The 17880-nt window shown below is 58.2% G+C and carries 13 protein-coding genes and 1 riboswitch; of the genes, 7 read left to right on the top strand and 6 right to left on the bottom strand.

Translation table 11 applies throughout. From position 1 onward, the window contains the following. Positions 1-156 precede the first annotated feature (156 nt). From HV782_RS07760 to HV782_RS07740, 5 genes are read left to right on the top strand one after another with little or no spacing between them, the layout of a single operon-like run. Positions 157-1449, top strand: coding sequence for an OprD family porin (locus HV782_RS07760; protein ID WP_123465453.1), 1293 nt, complete (start codon positions 157-159; stop codon positions 1447-1449). Between the two features lie 39 nt (positions 1450-1488). After that, positions 1489-2466 (top strand): Bug family tripartite tricarboxylate transporter substrate binding protein, encoded by a 978-nt coding sequence (locus tag HV782_RS07755; RefSeq protein WP_128615220.1) that lies wholly within the window; start codon positions 1489-1491, stop codon positions 2464-2466. A 56-nt stretch (positions 2467-2522) separates the two neighbouring features. Further along, positions 2523-2981: a tripartite tricarboxylate transporter TctB family protein gene (locus HV782_RS07750; RefSeq protein ID WP_128615219.1), complete on the top strand. Its 459-nt coding sequence runs from the start codon at positions 2523-2525 to the stop codon at positions 2979-2981. A gap of 1 nt (position 2982) precedes the next feature. Beyond that, the gene (locus HV782_RS07745) at positions 2983-4497 is read left to right on the top strand and encodes a tripartite tricarboxylate transporter permease (RefSeq protein ID WP_186744584.1); all 1515 of its coding nucleotides are present in this window, start codon (positions 2983-2985) and stop codon (positions 4495-4497) included. Beyond that, on the top strand, positions 4490-5524 hold the full coding sequence (locus HV782_RS07740; RefSeq protein WP_186744582.1) for an AbrB family transcriptional regulator: 1035 nt from the start codon (positions 4490-4492) through the stop codon (positions 5522-5524). Before HV782_RS07745 ends, HV782_RS07740 begins: the two co-directional genes overlap by 8 nt. Positions 5525-5649: 125 nt before the next feature. On the opposite strand, the gene ung is transcribed toward HV782_RS07740, so the two are convergent. Further along, a complete protein-coding gene (gene ung, locus HV782_RS07735; protein ID WP_128614833.1) occupies positions 5650-6342 on the bottom strand; it encodes a uracil-DNA glycosylase in 693 nt (230 codons plus the stop codon). 132 nt (positions 6343-6474) lie between these two features. Between ung and dspII the strand changes: the two genes are divergently transcribed. Continuing rightward, complete coding sequence (gene dspII / locus HV782_RS07730; protein ID WP_123465445.1) at positions 6475-7587, top strand: enoyl-CoA hydratase/isomerase DspII; 1113 nt, start codon at positions 6475-6477, stop codon at positions 7585-7587. A 68-nt stretch (positions 7588-7655) separates the two neighbouring features. Here the strand turns inward: dspII and HV782_RS28720 are convergent, their stop codons facing one another. The 5 genes from HV782_RS28720 to HV782_RS07705 form a co-directional block, all read right to left on the bottom strand. Continuing rightward, complete coding sequence (locus tag HV782_RS28720; RefSeq protein ID WP_186744579.1) at positions 7656-13199, bottom strand: calcium-binding protein; 5544 nt, start codon at positions 13197-13199, stop codon at positions 7656-7658. Positions 13200-13201: 2 nt separating this feature from the next. Beyond that, entirely contained in the window at positions 13202-14056 is an 855-nt protein-coding gene (locus HV782_RS07720; protein ID WP_186744577.1) for a hypothetical protein, read from the bottom strand. 1 nt (position 14057) lies between these two features. Beyond that, on the bottom strand, positions 14058-15302 hold the full coding sequence (locus HV782_RS07715) for a glycosyltransferase family 4 protein (protein ID WP_186744575.1): 1245 nt from the start codon (positions 15300-15302) through the stop codon (positions 14058-14060). A 195-nt stretch (positions 15303-15497) separates the two neighbouring features. Next, on the bottom strand, positions 15498-15905 hold the full coding sequence (locus HV782_RS07710; protein WP_186744573.1) for a hypothetical protein: 408 nt from the start codon (positions 15903-15905) through the stop codon (positions 15498-15500). Positions 15906-16084: 179 nt separating this feature from the next. Then, positions 16085-16348: a hypothetical protein gene (locus HV782_RS07705; protein WP_123465994.1), complete on the bottom strand. Its 264-nt coding sequence runs from the start codon at positions 16346-16348 to the stop codon at positions 16085-16087. A gap of 282 nt (positions 16349-16630) precedes the next feature. After that, a riboswitch (guanidine-I (ykkC/yxkD leader) is annotated at positions 16631-16731 on the top strand. 63 nt (positions 16732-16794) lie between these two features. Between HV782_RS07705 and HV782_RS07700 the strand changes: the two genes are divergently transcribed. Beyond that, on the top strand, positions 16795-17862 hold the full coding sequence (locus HV782_RS07700) for a putative urea ABC transporter substrate-binding protein (protein WP_123465441.1): 1068 nt from the start codon (positions 16795-16797) through the stop codon (positions 17860-17862). Positions 17863-17880 lie beyond the last annotated feature (18 nt).

Below are 17880 nucleotides of genomic sequence, written 5' to 3'. Positions count from 1 at the left end.
AAAACCGTGAAAGCCAGCTGAAAGGTTAGTGAAAGGTTAGCCCGTTAGAGTCGTGCTACGGACAGTCCCGACTGCCGTCGCTGATGCCACACAGCGCAAAGAAAAACGCCTCGAAGCGTTTTCGACCAATAAGAACAATAAACGGAGTACACCCGCATGCAGTCCGTGCAGCCTCAGGCGTCCACGCCTGTTCGCCCTTCCCGCTTCAGCCACGCCACCCTCGCCAGTGCCGCCGCCCTCGCCGGTTTTTCGCCGCTGAGCTACGCCGACTTTATCGAAGACAGTTCCGCCACTTTCGAAACCCGCAACATGTACTTCAACCGCGACTTTCGCGACGGCACCAGTGCCCAGCAAAGCAAGCGGGATGAATGGGCACAAGGGTTCATGCTCAACCTGCAGTCGGGTTACACCGACGGCACTGTGGGGTTCGGTGTCGATGCGTTGGGCATGCTGGGCGTCAAACTCGATTCGAGCCCTGACCGCACCGGCACCGGCCTGCTGCCGACCCACGATGACGGGCGCGCCGCCAACGAATACTCCAAGGTCGGCCTGACCGGGAAAATGAAAATCTCTGCCACTGAACTGAAAGTCGGCAGCCTGATTCCTGAGCTGCCGATCCTCAAGCCGAACGACGGGCGCATCCTGCCGCAGACCTTTGAAGGCGGCCTGCTGACCTCTAAAGAAATCAAGAACCTGACGTTCACCGGTGGCCGCCTGGAAAAAGCCAAGGACCGTGACAGCACCGACTTCGAGGACATTGCCCTCAACAACAAGAACAGCCGCTTCGCCGGCACTGCGGTCGGCAAGCATTTCGATTTTGGCGGCGTCGATTACAAGTTCACCGACAAGATCACCGGCAGTTACCACTTCGCCCAACTCGACGAAGTCTACAACCAGCACTTCTTCGGCCTGGTCGCCTCGCGTCCGATGGGCCCCGGTACGTTTGCCACCGACCTGCGCTTTGCGGTCAGCGATGATCAGGGCGCGGCCCGTGGCGGCAAGATCGACAACCGCTCGCTCAACGGTCTGGTCAGCTACGCCCTGAGTGGCCACAAATTCAGCGCCGGCTACCAGCACATGTCCGGCGACAGCGCTTTCCCGTATGTCGATGGCAGCGACCCGTACCTGGTCAACTTCGTGCAGATCAACGACTTCGCCGGCGCTGAAGAACGCTCCTGGCAAGCGCGCTACGACTTTGACTTCGCCAAACTCGGCATTCCTGGCCTGAGTTTCATGAGTCGTTACCTGAGCGGTGACAACATCAAGCTCAAGAACGGCGAAGAAGGCAAAGAGTGGGAGCGCAATACCGAGATCAAATACGTTGTACAAAGCGGCGCCTTGAAGGATGTCGCCGTGCGTTTGAGGAATGCCACCTACCGCTCCAACTACTCCGCTCGCGATGCAGACGAAGTGCGTTTGCTGGTGAGCTATAGCGTTGCCCTTTGGTAATTCAGTACGTCCATAACAACAACTCCCAAGGAGACATAGATGAACTTATCACTGCGTAAAGTTGCTCTAGCCGCTGGCGTCATGCTGTTCGCCGGCCAACTCATGGCCGAACCGAAACGTCCGGAATGCATCGCCCCGGCCTCCCCCGGCGGTGGTTTCGACCTGACCTGCAAACTGGCGCAAAGCGCGCTGGTCAACGAAAAACTGCTGACCAAACCGATGCGCGTGACCTACATGCCCGGCGGTGTCGGCGCGGTGGCGTACAACGCTGTGGTCGCCCAGCGTCCGGCCGACGCCGGCACACTGGTGGCGTGGTCCAGCGGCTCGTTGCTCAACCTGGCGCAGGGCAAGTTCGGTCGTTTCGATGAAACCAACGTGCGCTGGCTGGCAGCAGTCGGCACCAGCTACGGCGCCATCGCGGTCAAAAGCGATTCGCCCTACAAGACCCTCGACGATCTCGTTCAGGCCCTGAAGAAAGATCCAAGCTCGGTGGTGATCGGTTCCGGCGGCACCGTCGGCAGCCAGGACTGGATGCAAACCGCACTGATCGCCAAGGCTGCCGGGATCAACCCGCGCGACCTGCGTTACGTGGCCCTCGAAGGCGGCGGCGAAATCGCCACCGCCCTGCTCGGCGGCCACATTCAAGTCGGCAGTACCGACATCTCCGACTCCATGCCGCACATCCAGAGTGGCGACATGCGCCTGCTCGCGGTGTTTGCCGACAAGCGCCTCGACGAGCCGGAAATGAAAGACATTCCGACCGCTCGCGAGCAAGGCTACGACATCGTCTGGCCAGTGGTGCGCGGTTTCTACCTCGGGCCGAAAGTCAGCGACGAAGACTACGCCTGGTGGAAAGACGCGTTCGACAAACTGCTGGCCTCCGAGGATTTCGCCAAGCTGCGCGATCAGCGTGAACTGTTCCCGTTCGCCATGACCGGCCCGGAACTGGACACCTACGTGAAGAAGCAGGTCGCGGACTACAAAGTGCTGGCCAAAGAGTTCGGCCTGATCCAGTGATCGCCTCTGTCTAGCGGCTGCGTTCCCGGTTGCGGGGACGCGGCACAGGAGCTCCCATGCTTATTCAACGCATTTTCGCCTCGGTGCTGTTGCTGGTCTGTGCCGGCCTGGCCCTGATGGCGTGGCCGTACCAGGCGGCCTTTTCCTACGAACCGGTGGGCCCGCGCGCCTTCCCTCTGCTGATGCTCGGCCTGATGGGATTGGCGCTGCTGTACATGGTGTTCCGCCCGGCACCGATCAAACACAGCGAAGACGAGCCGCCTCTGGATCGCGAAACCCTGACCAAGATCGCGATCTGCGTCGTCCTGCTGCTGGTGTTCGCCGGCACGTTCGAACCGCTGGGTTTCATCATCGCCAGCATCATCACCGGTGTTCCGATGGCTCGCCTGTACGGCGGCCGCTGGGTACCGAGCGTGGTGATCATCAGCCTGATGGCCATCGGTCTTTACTTGCTGTTCGACCGTTTGATGGACGTTCCGCTGCCCCTTGGCCTGCTCAGCGTTCTGGAGAACTGATATGGATACTCTTGGCTATTTGGGTCAGGGTTTCGGCGTCGCGCTGAGCCCATACAACCTGGTGACCGCGCTGTGCGGCACGCTGATCGGCACCGTCGTCGGCCTGTTGCCGGGCCTGGGCCCGATCAACGGCGTGGCGTTGCTGATCCCGATCGCATTTGCCCTCGGCCTGCCACCGGAATCGGCACTGATCCTGCTGGCGGCGGTGTACCTGGGCTGCGAATACGGCGGCCGGATCAGTTCGATCCTGCTGAACATTCCGGGCGAAGCCTCCACCGTGATGACCACCCTCGACGGCTACCCGATGGCCCGCAAAGGCCTGGCCGGTGTGGCGCTGTCACTGTCGGCGTGGAGTTCGTTCATTGGCGCGTTCATCGCCACCTGCGGCATGGTCCTCTTCGCACCGTTGCTGGCGAAATGGGCGATTGCTTTTGGCCCGGCGGAATATTTTGTGCTGATGGTGTTCGCGATCGTCTGTCTCGGCGGCATGGCCGGTGACCGTCCGCTGAAAACATTCATTGCGGCGTTGATCGGTCTGTTCCTGTCAACGGTCGGCATTGATGCCAACAGCGGCGTGTACCGCTTTACCGGCGACAACATTCACCTGACCGACGGCATTCAGTTCGTGGTGCTGGTGCTGGGCCTGTTCTCGATCAGCGAAATTCTCCTGCTGCTGGAAAAAACCCACCACGGCCAGGAAGCGGTGAAAGCCACCGGCCGGATGATGTTCAACTTCAAGGAAGCGGCGTCGGTGTTCGCAGTCAACGTCCGTTGCGGCGTGCTGGGTTTCATCATGGGCGTGTTGCCGGGTGCCGGCGCGACCCTCGCCAGTGCCGTGGCCTATATGACCGAGAAACGTCTGGCCGGCGCCAGCGGCAAGTTCGGTGAAGGGGATGCCCGTGGCCTCGCCGCGCCGGAAACCGCGATCGGCGGCGCAGCCTGCGGTGCGCTGGTGCCGATGCTGACCCTCGGCGTTCCCGGCTCAGGTACCACGGCGGTGATGATCGGCGCCCTGTCGCTGTACAACATCACCCCGGGCCCGCTGCTGTTCCAGCAACAACCGGACATCGTCTGGGGCCTGATCGCGTCGCTGTTCATTGCCAACATCATGCTGGTGATCCTCAACATCCCGATGATCCGCATCTTCACCCGCATTCTCGCCGTGCCGAACTGGGCACTGGTGCCGGTCATCGCGATCATCACCGGGATCGGCGTCTACGCGGTGCACGCCACCACGTTCGACCTGTTCCTGATGATCGGTATCGGCATCTTCGGCTACATCCTGCGCAAGCTGGACTTCCCGCTGTCGCCGCTGCTGCTGGGGTTCATCCTTGGCGAACTGATGGAGCAGAACCTGCGTCGCGCCCTGTCGATCTCCAACGGTGCGCTGGAAATCCTCTGGTCGAGCCCGATCACCGTCGGTTGCTGGGTGTTGACGGGGATCATGCTGTTGATGCCGATCATCCGTATCTGGCGCAAGCGTGCGGCTGCGCAACGCGCCATTGCCGATGTTTGATCGCTCCGCGCTCAAATCCTGGTGGGGCACCCCGCTGGTCGGTCTGCTCGGCGGTTATCTCGCCAGTCAGATCGGCTGGCCGCTACCGTGGATGGTCGGCTCGTTGCTGGCGATCATCCTGGTGCGCTGCCTGACGCCCTGGCAGCTCACGGAAATCCCTGGCGGCCGCAAGTGCGGCCAGTGGATCGTCGGCATCGGTATCGGCCTGCACTTCACCCCGGTGGTGATGGAGCAGGTACTCAGTCATTTCGGTTTGATCTTCTTCGGCGCGCTGGTCACGAGTCTGTCGGCGGTGGTCGGCGTCTGGCTGATGCGCCGCACCGGCGAAGATCGCGCCACGGCATTCTTCTCCAGCATGCCCGGCGGTTCCGGGGAGATGGTCAACCTCGGCGCGCGCAATGGCGCGATGCTCAGCCATGTCGCGGCGGGGCAGAGTCTGCGGGTACTGGTGGTGGTGCTGTGTGTGCCGGCCGCGTTCAAGTACCTGCTCGGCGATGGCACGCCGATCGCTCACGCCGGCAGCGTCGACTGGCGCTGGCTGGCGATTCTGTTCCCGGCAGGCGCCCTGCTCGCGTGGCTCTGGCAACGTCTGCGTCAACCCAACCCGTGGCTGTTCGGGCCGTTGCTGGTGAGTGCGGCGGTGAGTATTGGCTGGGACCTGCACATCGGTTTGCCCAATGGCGGCAGTCAGATTGGCCAGTGGCTGATCGGCAGCGGTCTGGGTTGCCACTTCAACCGGCAGTTCTTCCGCCGTGCACCGTCGTTCATGGGCCGTACCTTGATCGGCACGGCACTGACCATGTTGATCGCCACGTTGGCCGCATTGGGCTTGAGTGCGCTGACCCACCTGGATCTGCGCTCGCTGACCCTGGGCATGATGCCCGGCGGCATTGCCGAAATGAGCCTGACGGCGGAAACCCTGCAACTGTCGGTGCCGCTGGTGACGGCGATGCAGGTGATGCGGCTGTTGTTTGTGCTGTTTCTGGCGGAGCCGTTGTTCAAGTACTGGAACCGTAATCCCGAGTAGCACCGAGTCGACTTCATCGCTGGCAAGCCAACTCCCACAGGTTCTTGTGGCTGCCACAGACTATGGGCACCCCCCAAAAACCTGTGGGAGCTGGCTTGCCAGCGATGGGGCCCTTCAGACCGCCATCAGATCGGAGGAAGCCGCCACTCGATCGGCGTCTCGCCATTCTGCTCAAGAAACTTGTTGGTCCGGCTGAAGTGCCCGCAGCCCAGGAAGCCACGATACGCCGACAACGGCGACGGATGCACCGACGTCAGTACCAGATGTTTGGTTGCATCAATCAGCTTCTGCTTGCTCTGCGCATGGGCGCCCCAGAGCATGAACACCAGATGCGGCTGGCGCTCGCTGACCAGTTCAATGATCCGGTCGGTGAAAAACTGCCAGCCCCTGTCCTTGTGCGCATTGGCGTTGGCACGCTCGACGGTCATGGTGGTATTGAGCATCAACACGCCCTGATCGGCCCAGCTCTGCAGGTAACCGTGGTTGGGGATGTCGATGTTCAGGTCGCGTTTCAACTCTTTATAGATGTTGACCAGCGACGGTGGCGCCGGCACGCCCGGTTGCACCGAGAAGCACAAGCCGTGGGCCTGACCCGGGCCGTGATACGGGTCCTGGCCGAGGATCACCACTTTGACTTTATCCAGCGGCGTCGAATTCAGCGCATTGAAAATCAGCGGTCCCGGCGGATAGATCTCCTTGCCGGCCGCCCGCTCCTGCTGCAGAAAGTTGCGCAACTCTGCCATGTAAGGCTGGTCGAATTCAGCACGCAGTGCCTCCTTCCAGCTCGGTTCGAGTTTGATACGGTCGTCAGCAGTCATGGTCATACCCGGCAAAAACAATGGGGCGAACCCTAGGAAAGCCGACCACGCTTGTCAATTGATCTGACGCAGATCCGGCACTTTCCCACGCAACGATCATACTGATCGTTCAAATTCCCGATCGAGGTCACGATGAATCTGCACTTCGAAGAACTCACCGGCACCGACGGTGCCCGCCTCGGTATCGCCAGCCTGGATGCTGAAAAATCCCTGAACGCGCTGTCGCTGCCGATGATCAACGCCCTGAGCGACAAATTGAACGCCTGGGCCAAGGATCCGCAAATCGTCTGCGTACTGCTGCGCGGCAATGGCGCAAAGGCGTTCTGCGCCGGCGGCGAGGTGCGCAGTCTGGTCGAAGCCTGTCGCGCCCACCCTGGCGAAGTACCGCCGCTGGCCGCACAGTTTTTCGCGGCGGAATACCGCCTGGATTACAGCCTGCACACCTACCCGAAACCGTTGATCGGCTGGGGCCACGGTTACGTGCTGGGCGGCGGCATGGGCCTGCTGCAAGGCGCGAGCACGCGGATCGTCACGCCGAGCAGCCGTTTGGCGATGCCGGAAATCACCATCGGTCTGTATCCGGATGTCGGCGCCAGTTGGTTTCTCGCGCGCCTGCCGGGCAAGCTCGGTTTGTTCCTCGGCCTGACCGGCGCGCACATGAACGGCCGCGATGCGATTGACCTGGATCTGGCCGACCGGTTCCTGCTCGACGAACAGCAACCGGAGCTGATCGAAGGCTTGCTGCAACTGAATTGGCAGGAACAGACCGACATGCAGCTCAACAGTCTGCTCAAGGCCTTGCAGCAGGAAGCCGTGGCGCAAATGCCTGAAGCACAGTGGTTGCCGCGTCGGCAGCAGATTGATGAGTTACTGGACGTGAGCGACGTAACCTGCGCCTGGAAAGCCATCAGCCTGCAACGCGACAGCCACGATCCGCTGATCGCCCGAGCGGCGAAAACCCTGAGCGAAGGTTCACCGCTGACCGCGCATCTGGTCTGGGAGCAGATCCGCCGCGCCCGGCACCTGTCGCTGGCGGAAGTCTTTCAGATGGAATACACCCTGAGCCTCAATTGCTGCCGGCATCCGGAATTCAGCGAAGGCGTCAGGGCGCGGTTGATCGACAAGGATCAGAAGCCGCACTGGCATTGGCCGGACGTCAGCAGCGTGCCGGATGCGGTGGTCGAGGCGCACTTTCACAAGGTCTGGGAGGGGCGCCATCCGTTGGCGGATCTGACGCAGTATTGAACTGACGCGATGCTCGCGATGACGACAGGATTCCCATCGCGAGCTGGCTCAATCGGTCGCCATAGAACTCAGACATTCAGCTCGTAAAACTGAATGATCTCCGTCATCGCCTGCTGCGCTTCTTCGTCGCCCTTTATCAAAATGTCTTCGACATCCCTCAATGGCGGAAGAGGATGCAGACGTTCAGCAATCTGCATCTCACTGTAGTCTTGAGTCGCTGTTCCTTCGCTGACTCTTATGAAGCCGATAGCGCTTTCGACTGCGGCAAAATGATTGGAAACCCGGATTTTCGGTGCCATGCCGTAATCCACCACGATCACCAGATCATCGCGCTCACGGTGAAACTTCAAGTTGTCGATCGTCAGCCTGCGCTCGGAAAAGTCGATTCCGTCAAGGCCGTCTCCCCGATTGATGATCACGTCCCTGCCGAGGCCATCGTATCGGTAGATATCATTTCCGGCGCCGCCGGTTAGCGTGTCATTGCCCGGCCCACCCAACAGCAGATCATCACCGGGGCTGCCCGTGAGCACGTCATCCCCTTCCATGCCTCGGATTTCCCCCGCGCCGCTTATCGTGTCGTTGCCTCGACCACCGACTAACGGCAACGCCCGTCCGTCTCGCAGAGACGTAAAACGCATTGAATTGTTAACGGTTACCCCCGTATGAAAAGTCTCGGGCGCGGGGCCCAGCTGACTTGACTCCAAGAGTTGTTTCAAACTCACGACCGACCCATCGGAGAAATTCAAGAGCTCAATCCCGGCCCCCTCAAGTTCACCATTGAGGGGCAAGACGATGCGAACTTTCTGTATCCCACCCCAATTGATATCGAGTGTCGGATGGAGCATTTTCGCTCTTGGCGGATTGCGGTGTGCCCCGCGACCTGGGTTGGGTTCCAGCTCGACATGCGTGGTTTCTATCAGCGCAGCACCCCAGCTCAATTGCAGTGCATCGCGCTGCGCATCTGCTGGAAGGACGACAGTGTCCTGATCGATCAATCCGTACTCGTCTTTCCACCCCGCTGCGCCAACTTCTGCTCGGTGGAAAACAGGGTTCGGCACATCCGCAATCGTGGTAGTTGCTCCGGCGTGCGCTTGCACGATGTAGGTGTCGGCACCGTCTTCACCGTAAAGCCAATCATCCCCTGCCCCGCTGACCAGATAGTCGGCGCCCTCGGAGCCCAGCAAGGTGTCGTCACCTGCACCTGCGGATAAAAACGCGCCCGGCGTTCTGTCGCCGACAGTGCCGTAGTCAAGTGGGGAGCCTGCATAAGCGACAATCAGATCGTCTCCCGCGCCGCCGTGGAAAACGTTTTCCACTTCGACGTTGACTCGCCCGCCGGCATCGTCGCCAGGGACGATTTTGCGTTTGATCGTTTCAGTTGTGACATCCCAGCGAAACGCCTTGGGCACCGTTTCCCCCGAACCGAAGCTTGCTGCCGGATAGATGTACCAGCCCTCAAGCGCGCCGGATTCCTTACGGTCTTCAACCAATACATCTCCCGTATTGAATGAAAAGCCGTTGGCCGAGCCGGATCGATAATAGCGAGGCGCCTGACTTGAAGAGGCTATCGTCCCATCGGCTTTCACCTGTTTATGTTCGACACGAGTTGTGGTTTTCGACTGCCTTTCACTGACCACGGCATGCCCTGCATCAACCTTCATCCATGGCGGCGTTTCAGACAGTGTTCCCGCTTCAACGCCGTCATCGCTCAGCTCGGTGTGAGTGATGAAACCGGTGTCGCTAGTCGTGATATGACTGCGAACCCAGACGCCTTGATCACTCAAGGTGAAACCTGTGGCGTGTTTGCGGGCGTAGCGCTTGGATTTGATTTGCGCGAGGAATTTTTCAGTCCAGTCAACGGGGTGATCAGATGCCACAGGGCGTTGCGCCGCGATGGTTACATCGTCTGGCTGAACCGGGTCTTCAACTTTGCTTTGCTGGATTCCTGTGGCGGTTACAACTTCCGGTACAGGTGACTCGGGCACCTTTATCGGCGGCAATGTTTTGCGCAGGACATCCTCATAACCAAGTACAACGCCATCGCTGAAACAGAATGTGGAATCCTTCCACTGCTCGTGACTCTTGATGAGTATCGCGTCGCCCGCGCCATTGGCCAGCCGCAATACTGTGCCGACGGCAACTTCGATAATGTCGGCTTTCAAACTTTCCGCAGAGAACCCGGCACCGAACTTGATGACATTGCTGCCACCTGAATCGGTGATAACGTCAAGACCATCACCCACCCCGAAATAGTAAACATCAGCGCCGTCATGGCCCTCCATCACGTCGTTACCGGCCCCGCCATCAAAAACGTTATTGCCGGAATCCCCACGAAGGTGGTCTACACCCTCCCCGCCCAATAACGTGTCATTGCCACCACCGCCCAGCAAGGTATCGTTGCCTGAACCACCGTCCAGATAATCTGCGCCATGTTCGGCTTCGGCTGTCTGCGCGTAGTCGCCGGATAAAATGTCATCATCTGCGCCGCCATAAAGCGTGTCGGCGCCCAAGCCTCCTAGAAGGGTATCGTTTCCTTCATCGCCTTGAAGGTAATCATTGTTAATTCCACCTGACTGCAGGTTGGACACATCACCATCCAGCGCGTCAGCTCCTGCTCCACCGATCAGGGTGTCGGAGCCCCCCATTCCCTGAAGTGTGTCATCGCCCGCTCCACCATCAAGTAAATCATTGCCGTGGTACCGAATTGGGTGCTCGGCATAATCCCCGGCCAGCGCGTCGTTACCCTCACCTCCGAACAGCAGATCATCCGCCCCACCGCCCCAGAGTGTGTCGTCTCCTGCACCACCGTCCAGCAGGTCGCTTCCAAAAAAGTGGGCAGCGTCACCGGCAACGCCGTTCAGTACATCGTCATCGCCCTTGAGAGTGTCATTGCCTGGACCACCATAAATCGCATCGTTTCCACCGTTACCAGCGAGCCAATCATCGCCACTGCCACCGTCCAATACATCGTTGCCATGGTGTTTGCTTTGCAGGCCACCGCCCCAATCAAGGTTGTCTCCCATTATCGTGTCGTTACCACTTCCTCCGGCCAGCGTGTCATCCCCCCCATCCCCTCCAAGAAGATCATCTTCAGTTCCGCCATCAAGCAGATCCTCGCCCCATCCGCCATTGAGAACATCGCTGCCGCCCTGGCCGTAGAGAACATCGTTATCGCCCTGCGTCGAACTGTTAAAGGAGGCCTTTGACAAGACAGTTCGGTGACTGGTGACACCACCGTCTATAAGAACGTCGACGCGTTTGAATCCCCATTTCTGCTCCAGCGCGCCGGTCGTTTCATCCCCTGATAAAACGTCGTCTCCCGCACCTCCAATCAGCGTATCCCGATCGTTACCGCCCAGAAGCACGTCCTGGGACGCCGTACCGATGAGCAAATCGTGACCTGCCCCGCCATCAAGCCAATCGCCTCGAGCGGCTTTCCCTTTAGAGTCACCAGCGGCCATGGCTTTTTCGAGCGTCGTCTGTTTATCCCCAAACAACTGATCGTTTCCGTCCTTGCCGAACAATCGGTCTGATCCACCAAGTCCGAGAATGATGTCGTCTTTTGCAGAGCCGTAGAGCACATCGGCCTTGTTTCTCTGTTTTACGTTGGGCAATAGCAAGGCGTTGCCCAGCTCATCGTATGAGAACTGATCACCGGGAACATTGGGGTCGATATCTTTCGCTTTCCAGTCGCCCTGGAGAACCAGGTCGGGAGCAGACACCGTATGGTCTTGGTGTTCAGGAAGTCGGATGCCAAGCATCCCGGGGCGGAAGTTCTTGATAACGACGAGGTCGTTCAGGCCATATTTGATGTTGAGGGTGGGTTCAGTGAGTTCTTCGATGAGGGTCAGGGTGATGGCCTGATCCTCGGTCGACCAGATATTGCTCAAAGGGGCGCGACGTTTGAGTGAAGGAATCGGCGAGCCGTTGATCCATAACTGCCCATTTACGTTGGCGTCGAAGATCTCATCGATGCCATCACCGCTGGAAAACTCATAGCGGTCGCTGCCCTCGCCACCGATCAAAGAGTCGTTACCCTTTCCTCCGACCAGAACATCATCACCGGCCATTCCGTACAGCGCATCATTGCCGTCGCCTCCGCCAAGCAAGTCGTTGCCGCGTCCACCCTCGATGACATCGTGACCTGCCAGTCCGTTGATCGTGTCATTGCCCGCGCCGCCATACAGATGATCAGTGTTCGCACCGCCCACGAAAGACCGCGCACCGTCATCACCGAACATCACCAGCGGGTTCAACACACCGGTGGTCATCGGCACCTGTTTGGCTGAGGCGAGATCGGAGTAGGAAAACTTCTGCAGCGAGTGTTCTCCAAACGAACCCTGGGTTCGGGCAATCAACCGGGCCAACATCTGCGCACGATCGGCAAGCCATTGCGCGGTGATGAAACCTTCGCCGGTCAGCGGATCGTAGAGTTCCAGTCCGCGTCCGGAGTAACCGTCATCGCGTTCGATGACGATTTCACTGAGTTGCTTCAGGGAATTGCGCAACGACAGGCCGATGGGTGTCGACTCGCCAGCCAGTTTTGCCCATGAATTCGCGTTTCCGTATTCGCCTATCGAACGGGTGACGATGCTTTGAGACTGCTCTGGTGAAAATGCCGAGAAGAATGCGTAGGCGTTAGTGGCGAAGGTTTCATCGGTGGTAGGTGGCGCTGCTGAATCGCCGTCGTAGGTGCGCTTGAACATGTCCAGGAATTCGTTCTGGCCATAGCGCAATATCAGGTCGACCACGACGGAAACCGGCGTGCCTTTCACTACATGCTGAATCAGCGGATTGAGGCTGCCACTGGCAAGCGCGATATTGATTTGCTCTGGCACGACGGAAAGCAGACTTTGCAATGGATTGACGCCGAAATTGCTGATCGCCGCTCGCAGGCCGACACTGTAGGAATCGATGGCGAACAGAATATTTTTATAGTCATCGAGCCTGTTGGCTTTTGTTTGAGTCGGCGGGCCGCCATCTTCCCCTTGCGAATCACCCGCGGAGATCAATCTCCAGGTTTCATAGGGCGGCGCTCCACCCAACAGGCTGAATCCGACTGTCCCTGACCAGCCGGCGTTATGGCTCACGGCGGTATCCGTCTCTCCGCAATCCTCACTAAACAGTGCCTTGCCGATCGCACTGGCATCAATCTCTGCAATCTGGCTGATGGATGGAACCGTCCAGGGTGCCAGCCGACCAGCGAGGGATCCGTCGATCAAGGTATTGATGAAATTGGCGGCGACCTGATTCGATGACAGCTGCATCAGTTCTTCACTGAAGATTTTATTCAATCTCAGTTCACCTTGCCGCGAGGTATAACCGCGAATCAGGGCGGAGTAGGCACCGTTTCCCCCGTTGGCATCAATGGCCACGGCAAGCCAGAGCCTGGCGCTTTTCAGAATTTTCCCCGTTTCATTATCGACAACGGTAACCTCAGAAACTCTGAGGCCAATAATATCGAATAGCTTTTGATACAGGGGAGCGCAGCTAGCCCCTGTTAATTTCAGCGCAAGATATTCGGTATCTTCAGAATCGAACATCAGTCCCTTGCAAACATTTGCTGCATTTAAAATCTCTGACTTTTCCAGATCGCTAAAAACATAACTCATCGTTACTTCCTTGTAATAACAGAGCGTGAAAGATACTCACTGAGAAACTTGAGCATCTCAGGTGCTTCGCGTAATGACGACAGTCCAAGACTTACCCGACCGTGCCCCCCGGCAAAGTCAAAACTGTGCAACTCCACAGTGCAAAAAAAGCTCAGCCTACCAAAATCCAGATTTTCCAATTCAGCTCTGCTGAACTTTGACAGTTTCTCGTCAGTCAATTCTTCCTCTGCAGCCGGGCGAATCAAGCCGTTACAGCTTATCAAGCGAGGGGTGCCATCACGCCGCGGCCAGTCAGCAATGACAAACTTTCGAACGGAAGCCTCATTCTTGAAATGCGGCGGAGGTGCATTCAGCCAAAGTTCCAGTCCCGGATAATTTTTCAACTTCACAATCAACTCATCCGGCCAGTTGACGTGCCGATAACCCCGCTCATGGGGCTCGGTAGTCTCTTTTCTTGTATAAAGCCCGGCGTTCAGTTTATAAAGACGCCAACTTTCAGGGATCGACCCCAAGCTCTGATCCTGGTACCGGCGCAAGCCCGTCCCGGTCCACCAGAAATGCCCCTTGAGCGTATTGGCAAGGCAGGCTTTTTTATTCGCCAATTCAGGCATGCCCACATAAAACTCCGGGACCAGAGTCTTATCCACATAGCTGCCGCCCAGTATGGGCACCTGCTTCATGCTCGCCAGCTTCTTTTGGCAGGCCTCCTGATCCGCGTAATAGATTGCCATCGCCGCGGCGACTTCTTCTTCACGGATATAAAAATCCACCACGCAATAACAGGCATAAATAAACAAGCCGTATTTCAACAACTTCTTAAACCATTTAATCAATTGCTTATACGACATCCGGAGCATTTCAAACCTCCCTGCCAAACTGAGGAGCAGGCTGTTTCTTGAGATACCCGGATGTCGCGTTCTCAAACACCTCAAAGTATTGTTTCGTGCCGTACTCCACATTAAATCTGCTCGCCGTCAACTTCGCAGCGCTGCGAAGGCGGTCGTACTCACCAGCGGATTCAAGAACCCTGGCAATACGTTTGGCAATAGCGTGATGATCGAAGAAGTCCACCAGCAACCCATTGTGACCATCAACGATCACTTCCCTTACCGGAGCCGTGTCCGACGCTATTACCGCACACCCAACTGCCATCGCCTCCAGCAACGACCACGACAAAACAAACGGATACGTCAAATAAACATGAACCTTTGAACAGTCCAGGACTGCCCGGTAAGTCCGATAAGGAAGCTTCCCTGTGAAATGCACCCTGGAGTCATCGAAACATATCTCAGCCTCCATTTTGCTGCGCCAATTTGCATATCCAACCGGCTTACACCCGTAACTGACTTCATCACCGCCCACTATGATTATCTGCGCATCGGGACACTCAGCCTGAATATGCGGGATCGCTCGCATAAAACTGTGAAACCCGCGATAAGGCTCAAGATTCCTCGCGACATAAGTAACGATCGGCTGCCCGGCTCTCAGTTCGACGCCATTGGGCAACCTGACGTCCCCAACTTTCGCCAAACAGGAACTTTGAATGACGCCCTCGTGAATAACCCGAATGGCCGACTGATAAGCGGCCGGAAACAGACTGCGCTGCCACCGCGTGGGCGCAATGGCAATGTCACATTGCTCAAGATTCAAAAGATGCAGCGAATTAAGCACTCGCAGCCTTGATGACTCTCTTGTGGCTCGCGGGAATTCAGGGTCGAACCCGGAATCTGCGCCCCGCGCCCGATAGTAATATTCGCAATAGTGAATAAGCGGCGCGTCAGGATAGACATCCTTGACGAAGAGCGTTTCCCCCCATCCGGGATGAGCGAGAATCACGTCCGGCCGATAACCCGAATGTTTCAGCCAGCTCAGAATCTCAAAAACCTTCTGTCCATCAGTCACCGCTTGTTCGTAACGGGTCAGGTAGGGGTGAATACCGCCTGGTGCTCGGCTGGCAGCGCGGTATCGATATATTTTCACTCCTGCGATACCCGGCGCCGTATCCCGACCTATCGCTAAAATCTCATAACGCCTGTCAATCGCCGCCAGCACCACATGACGGAACTGGCCCGGAAAGTTTTGGTGAATCACAAGAAGCTTCATAGCGGCATCGTCCTTTTATTCGCCGCTGTTGAACTGAGTTTTGCTCACCTCGATCGGCACGAACAGACGCTAACAAATGCAAGGAAATGAAACTGTAGGAAGCGTCTGGGAATGCCCTGGGAGATGGCTAATGGGACGACTTTTCGACGGGCATAAAAAAGCGGCGCTAATTGCGCCGCTTTCATTTGCGGATGATTACCAGCGATTGCCACGTCCGTTGTGGTCACCGCGTCCACTGTGTCGGTCATAGTTGCCACGACCGCGGTGATCGTTATCCCAACCGCCGCGACGGTGGCCATCCCAGCGCCCGCGATCATTGTCGTGCCAGCGACGACTTTCGTAATAACGTGGTGCCGGTTGGTAGTAGCGCGGCGCCGATTGGTAATAACGCGGTTGCTGGTAATACCGCGGAGCTGGCTGGTAGTAGCGAGGCTGCGCGTAATACGTGCTGCCACCGCGGTAATAGGTGCCGCCCGTGTTGTAGTAGGCCGGTGCGGGTGACGTGTAGACCTCTGAGCTGTAATACGAGTCCGCGTAAGAGTACGGGACGCAACCGGCAACGGAAAACATCAACGCAGCAAGCAGAAGAATTCGTCTATACATGGCGGCCTCCTGGACCGCGGGTAGCCTCGCCAGCGACGCTGGCAGGCGTCAGTCGTTTATTCGGTGACTGACGAGAAATCAGACAGCGTTTTCGGCATCTGGTGCGTTCCTGCAACAAGTTGAAACAAGTGATTGATGAAATCCTGTTCATTTGGAAAACGCTGTCATTCAGCGACTGATCAATGGTGACCACCGTGGTACCCACCGCCGTGATAACCCCGTCCATAGCCGCCCCGATAGCCGTGGCCACCGTAGTAGTAGCGCCCGCCGCCGTAGTAGCGCGGACCGTAATAGCCGCCGTAGTAATAAGGCGAGTAATAGCCCGGAGAGTAGTAAGTAGAAGGGTAAGCATCGTAAGGGCCGGCGTAGTAATAACAGCCGGATAAGCCCAGACCGAGCACCGCTCCCAGCAGCACCCGACGCAACGTTTTCTGAATAAGCATGGCGGCCTCCTGAAAGACCTGCGACAGCAGTCGGCACAGACCGGCTGACATCTGGTTTGACTGACAAATCAGGGCCGAGTGCCAACGGTGCATCAGCATCAGATCAGCGGCAGACACGCTGCATCACGGTGCAGTCGCGCACCAACACAAAGCGTCGCTCCGCTGCGCATCAGCGATGATCCACCCCGTGAGCCCGCGCCAGAGCGCCTGACGCGACTTGGCACGCCTCTCGCTTTAGCGAACCCGTGCAGGAGTCATCACAGGTTCGCGGCACCACAATTTGCAATGGCTGACTAGGGTTCCGGCTCGCACTCGCGAGTGGCTGGTCCGAGAGTTGGCGACCTCCAGTTGAGGTTACACGGCGGGACAAAAGCCCGGGAGACAAGCCACCGTTCGCGGTGCCGCGTTGCCTTCCTGTCCGCCCTTGATCAACTGGAGAACCCACCATGTCCCGACTACGTTTGCCCGCCCTGCTCGCCGCTGCGTTCGCCGCGCTCATCAGCACGCAATCCCCCGCCGCCCAGAAAGACCACTTCAGCGTGTGCTGGACGATCTACGCCGGCTGGATGCCGTGGGAATACGCCGGCAGCCAAGGCATCGTCGACAAATGGGCGAAGAAATACGGAATCAAGATCGACGTCGTGCAACTCAATGACTACGTCGAATCGATCAACCAGTACACCGCCGGCCAGTTCGACGGCTGCACCATGACCAACATGGATGCGTTGACCATTCCCGCCGCCGGCGGCGTCGACAGCACCGCACTGATCGTCAGCGACTTCTCCAACGGCAATGACGGCATCGTCCTCAAAGGTGAAGGCAAGACAGTCGCCGACCTCAAGGGCATGGACGTCAATCTGGTCGAACTGTCAGTCTCGCACTACCTGCTGGCCCGGGCACTGGACTCGGTCGACCTGACCGAGCAAGACCTGAAAGTGGTCAACACGTCCGACGCCGATATCTCGGCTGCCTTCAACACCGCGCAAGTCAAAGCCGTGACCACCTGGAACCCGATGCTCTCGGACATCAAGGCCAAACCGGGGGTGACCGAAGTGTTCAACTCCAGCCAGATTCCCGGCGAGATCATGGACATGATGGTGGTCAACAGCGCCACCCTCAAAGACAACCCGGCGCTGGGCAAAGCGCTGACCGGTGCGTGGTTCGAAGTGGTCGAGCTGATGAACGCGAAGAACGCCGCGAGCAAAAGCGCGCTGGAGCACATGGCCAAGGCCTCGGGCACTGATCTGGGCGGATTCCAGGCACAACTGGACACCACCCGACTGTTCGCCACACCGAAGGAAGCCCTGAGCTTCGCCACCAGCAAACAACTGCCGGAAACCATGCGCAAGGTCGCCGAGTTCTCGTTCCAGCACGGCTTGCTTGGCGAAGGCGCGAAAGACACCAGCGCGGTCGGCATGGCCTTCGCCAACGGCGTGACCAGCGGCGACACCGGCAACCTCAAGCTGCGTTTCGATCCGACCTACGTGCAAATGGCTGCCGACGCCAAGCTGTAAACCACGGAGGATTTGGCC

This window comes from Pseudomonas monsensis (genome assembly GCF_014268495.2).
In the GTDB taxonomy this organism is placed as follows: Bacteria; Pseudomonadota; Gammaproteobacteria; order Pseudomonadales; family Pseudomonadaceae; genus Aquipseudomonas; species Aquipseudomonas monsensis.
The sequence above is the reverse complement of the archived record's forward strand: the minus strand, read 5'-3'. Positions and strand labels throughout refer to the sequence as shown.

Bases quoted from the DNA above. Each gene is read 5' to 3' on its own strand.
- HV782_RS07760 (WP_123465453.1), top strand. From the start codon at position 157: ATGCAGTCCGTGCAGCCTCAGGCGTCCACGCCTGTTCGCCCTTCCCGC.
- HV782_RS07755 (WP_128615220.1), top strand. From the start codon at position 1,489: ATGAACTTATCACTGCGTAAAGTTGCTCTAGCCGCTGGCGTCATGCTG.
- HV782_RS07750 (WP_128615219.1), top strand. From the start codon at position 2,523: ATGCTTATTCAACGCATTTTCGCCTCGGTGCTGTTGCTGGTCTGTGCC.
- HV782_RS07745 (WP_186744584.1), top strand. From the start codon at position 2,983: ATGGATACTCTTGGCTATTTGGGTCAGGGTTTCGGCGTCGCGCTGAGC.
- HV782_RS07740 (WP_186744582.1), top strand. From the start codon at position 4,490: ATGTTTGATCGCTCCGCGCTCAAATCCTGGTGGGGCACCCCGCTGGTC.
- ung (WP_128614833.1), bottom strand. From the start codon at position 6,342: ATGACTGCTGACGACCGTATCAAACTCGAACCGAGCTGGAAGGAGGCA.
- dspII (WP_123465445.1), top strand. From the start codon at position 6,475: ATGAATCTGCACTTCGAAGAACTCACCGGCACCGACGGTGCCCGCCTC.
- HV782_RS28720 (WP_186744579.1), bottom strand. From the start codon at position 13,199: ATGAGTTATGTTTTTAGCGATCTGGAAAAGTCAGAGATTTTAAATGCA.
- HV782_RS07720 (WP_186744577.1), bottom strand. From the start codon at position 14,056: ATGCTCCGGATGTCGTATAAGCAATTGATTAAATGGTTTAAGAAGTTG.
- HV782_RS07715 (WP_186744575.1), bottom strand. From the start codon at position 15,302: ATGAAGCTTCTTGTGATTCACCAAAACTTTCCGGGCCAGTTCCGTCAT.
- HV782_RS07710 (WP_186744573.1), bottom strand. From the start codon at position 15,905: ATGTATAGACGAATTCTTCTGCTTGCTGCGTTGATGTTTTCCGTTGCC.
- HV782_RS07705 (WP_123465994.1), bottom strand. From the start codon at position 16,348: ATGCTTATTCAGAAAACGTTGCGTCGGGTGCTGCTGGGAGCGGTGCTC.
- HV782_RS07700 (WP_123465441.1), top strand. From the start codon at position 16,795: ATGTCCCGACTACGTTTGCCCGCCCTGCTCGCCGCTGCGTTCGCCGCG.